The organism is Maribacter sp. UBA3344 (assembly GCF_002362375.1).
GTDB classification, from domain to species: Bacteria; Bacteroidota; Bacteroidia; order Flavobacteriales; family Flavobacteriaceae; genus Maribacter; species Maribacter dokdonensis.
The window spans coordinates 1-2,554 of the sequence record NZ_DERI01000014.1 but is presented as its reverse complement, the minus strand read 5'-3'; the positions used below and the strand labels follow the sequence as shown (position 1 = coordinate 2,554).

The window sequence follows — 2,554 nt, the reverse complement described above, 5'->3', positions numbered from 1 at the left end:
GGGTTGGGAACTAAAAGTTTTTGGATACATAAATTTATGTCGTGGATTTTATCCAATGATTAAGAAAAATGGAGGTGGAGTAATAATAAACAATATTGGTAACGGAGGAGAAATATATGATCCTTTATATATTGCAGGGGCTGCAGGAAATTCCGGTTTAATGTCCTTTACAAAAGCATTAGGCGGAAATAGTTTAGAAGATAATATAAGAGTAATTGGAGTAAACCCAGGTCCTGTTGAAACAGAAAGGATTTATAAAATTTTAAAAAATCGCTCATTAAAACTTTATGGTGATGAGAATCATGTTCAAGAATTACTTAAAAGGTATCCACTTGGAAGGCCTGCTCATGTTCGAGAAATTTCAGATCTAATAGCTTTTTTAGTATCAGAAAAATCTGGATATACTTCTGGGACAGTATTTACAGTAGATGGAGGTATATCTTCTAGGAGCTCTATTATATAAATAATTATGATTATTACAACAAGTGATAATGTTAAATTAAATGTTAAAAAAACAGGCAAAGGTAAAGTTGTACTTTTTGTACATGAGTTTGGAGGTGACCAAAGGAGTTGGAAGCCTCAAGTAAGTTATTTTTCAAGAAGATACGAATGTATTACTTTTAATGCTCGCGGTTATCCTCCATCAGACGTACCGAAGTCAATTGAATCCTATTCTCAGGAGCGGGCTGTTGAGGATATTTATGATGTTATGAATGAATTGTCTATAGATAAAGCTCATATTGTTGGTTTATCTATGGGTGGTTTTGCTGCGCTTCATTTTGGCATTAAATACCCAAAAAAAACCATTTCTTTGACAATTGCAGGCAGCGGATATGGCGCTGAAAAAAAACATGAAGATTATTTTAGAAGACTATCTAGTGACGTTGCTAATCAATTTATAAAATTAGGGAGCAAAGAATTTTCTAAAATTTATGGTAGAGCATCTTCAAGAATTCCCTTTCTAATTAAAGATAAAGATGGTTGGGATGATTTTTTAAATATTTTGGGTGAGCATTCTGATATTGGAGCAAGCATGACAATGAATGCCGTCCAAGCTAAAAGGCCTTCACTTTATGATTTAGAAGATACGATAAAAGAGATCTCAACACCGACTTTGATTGTGGTAGGAGATGAAGATGATCATTGCATTAATCCCGGTTTGTTCTTAAAAAAATGTATTAAAGCTTCTGGTCTTTTAATCTTACCAAAAACAGGACACACAATAAATTTGGAAGAACCTTCGTATTTTAACAACTTTTTGTCAGATTTCTTTTCTCAAGTAGAAAACAAAAAATGGTTACCAAGGGATCCTCGTTCTAACCCTTTAGAAATAATGAAAACATAGCTAATATATATAGATGAAACATATTTCCAGTCTCATAAATAATAATAGACTTTGGCAGAGACATAATGAATTGGCAAATCATGGAAAAACTGAAAATGGTGGTGTTAACAGACAAGCACTTTCGAATGAAGATTTACATGCGAGAAAACATATCATTAATTGGTTAAAAAAATTAAATATAGAAGTCTACACTGACGGTGCAGCAAACCTTTTTTTTCGATTAGAGGGTATTAACAAAAATTCTCCCCCAGTTTTAACTGGCTCGCATATAGATAGTCAGCCTTCCGGGGGGAAATATGATGGAGTATTTGGCGTCTTAGCGGGTATAGAGATTATTGAAGCTTTGCGTGAAAATAATATAGTACCAAAATCGCCTATTGAAGTTGTCGCATGGATGAATGAGGAAGGATCTAGATTTGCTCCAGGCATGATGGGTTCCGGAGTTTATACTGGTACCAGATCTATTGAAGACATTAATAGGATAAAGGATGATAATGGTATTACTGTTTCTTCAGAGATAAAAAAAATGCATTCTTCTTTTCCTAATCTTGAAATTAAAGAATTTGGAAGAGAGATAAAATGTTATATTGAAGCACACATTGAACAAGGTCCAGTTCTTGAGTTGGAGCAAAAACAAATAGGCATAGTGACAGGTATTCAAGGTAAAAGGACTTTCAAAATCGAGGTGACTGGTGAAGAAAATCACGTTGGTACTTCTCCAAGAATTGTAAGACGTGATGCCCTTGTCAGTGCAGTAAATATTATTGAAAATCTTCATAATAATATTTGGGATAATGAAGATGTAACTAGATTCACAATAGGGAAATTAATTGTAGAACCTAATGTTCCATCAGTAGTCCCATCAAAAGTTGTCTTCTCAATTGACTTAAGACATCCTGATGAAAAAATATTGATTGAGCTTGGTGATAAAATTAGTCAAATCTGTTTGGATAATTCGAAACCATGTACTGTGACTACAAAAGAACTTGTTCATGATAAACCACTTAAATTTCCAGAAGAAATGGTTTCCAAAATTGAAAGTTTTACAAAAAAACTTAATATTGATCTTATGCGGTTACCCTCAGGAGCTGGTCATGATGCAAGATATCTACACTATTTCTGCCCTACAGGAATGATTTTTATACCTTGCAAGAACGGCATAAGTCATAGCCCCAGTGAAAGTGTAAAAAAAGAAGATTTAGTTGCAGG

General features: G+C 33.7%; 3 protein-coding genes. All 3 read left to right on the top strand.

What is annotated here, in order from left to right:
- Nucleotides 1-463: SDR family oxidoreductase (locus B2Z27_RS10665; RefSeq protein ID WP_286813643.1), on the top strand; the 463-nt coding region annotated here is incomplete at its 5' end.
- 6 nt (nucleotides 464-469) lie between these two features.
- On the top strand, nucleotides 470-1,345 hold the full coding sequence (locus tag B2Z27_RS10660; protein ID WP_286813642.1) for an alpha/beta fold hydrolase: 876 nt from the start codon (nucleotides 470-472) through the stop codon (nucleotides 1,343-1,345).
- Nucleotides 1,346-1,358: 13 nt separating this feature from the next.
- Nucleotides 1,359-2,554 (top strand): M20 family metallo-hydrolase (locus B2Z27_RS10655; protein ID WP_286813641.1); only part of this gene is annotated, 1,196 nt, incomplete at its 3' end.